Annotated in this window: 1 pseudogene; it reads left to right on the top strand. The window is 71.0% G+C overall.

The window, feature by feature from the left end:
* Positions 1–1,288, top strand: a pseudogene (locus tag IVB47_RS15140) (caspase-like domain-containing protein); the annotation flags it as partial.

Genomic DNA, 1,288 nt, shown 5'->3' with positions numbered 1-1,288 from the left:
CGCAACAAGCCGATCCGCGATCTCGGCGTGCAGGATGCCTATGCCGCCGCGCTCACGCGCGACACGCTGCCGGCCTACGAAGAATTTCTCACCGCCTATCCCGGCGATCCGCTGTCGAAGCGCGTGATGGCGATCGTCGCGGCGCGCCGTGAGGCCATCACCTGGCGGCGAACCTATCGTACCGACACGCCGGAAGCCTATTGGTCGTACCTGCGTCGCTATTCGCGCGGTCCGCATGCGGCAGATGCGCGCCGGCGCCTGGCGATTCTCACCGCGCCGGCCGAGCCGCCGCCGAGCTTCGCGATGATCGACTACGACGTGCCGCCACCGTCGCCGGAGGAGGTGGTCTATGTCGACCGTCCCGTGCTGTATTTCAGCGATCCGGATTTTGGCTTCGCGCCGCCACCGCCGCCGCCGGTCTACTATCTGCCGCCGCCGCCGCCGGATTTCATCGTGCTGTCGCCGCCGATGCCGGTGATCGGCCTGTTCGTGCTGCCGCAGCCGATGTTCGTGCCGATTCCTGTGTTCGTCAGGCCGCCGCTCTATGTTGCTCCGCCGCCGAACAACATCATCTATCAGAACATCCATAATCGGACGGTCATCAACACGGTGATCAACCAGCCGCCGGCACCGCCGGCGGGCGCGGGTGCCGGAGCGAGCAATCTCACGCCGGCCATTGCCGGGCGCACCAATCCGGCTGGTCCCGCCATGCCGCAGGCGGCCGTGCAGCGCGCCGCCCTGATTCAGCAGGGCAAGGCGCCGATGCCAGCGAGCGCAACGATGCAGCCGACGGCGAGGCCAGGAACGCCCCCGGCGACGCCCGCCAATGCCGCGCCGACCGGGACGCCACCGACCGCTTCACCTGCCAGTCCACTTGTCAGTCCACTTGTCAGTCCACTTGCCACGCCACCGGCCAAGCTGCCCCAAGCCAACACGCTGCCGGTTCCCGGCACCCATGGCGGTCCGCCCGTACCGCCAGCGGGAGCCGGGCCTCTGCCGGGCGGCAGACCCGTGCTGCCCACGGCCACTGCACCCGGCGCGCCGCTGCCGAACCATCCGGGGGCGCCGACCACTGCTGCTCCCGGCACCACGCCGCCAGCCCATCCCGGTGCGCCGACCGGCGCATCGGCGACGGCGCCCACGGCGACAAACCCGGCCGCTGTCCCCGGCCAACTGCCGAAGCCGCCGGTGGCCCAGACCCCGCCCGGGACCGGGCCTGGGGACCATGGCAAGTCCGCGATCCGCGAGCCGGCTGGTTCGCCGTCTGCTGCCCGCACGCCTCCGCCTC

The organism is Bradyrhizobium sp. 62, assembly GCF_023073035.1.
In the GTDB taxonomy this organism is placed as follows: Bacteria; Pseudomonadota; Alphaproteobacteria; order Rhizobiales; family Xanthobacteraceae; genus Bradyrhizobium.
The sequence above is the reverse complement of the archived record's forward strand: the minus strand, read 5'-3'. Positions and strand labels throughout refer to the sequence as shown.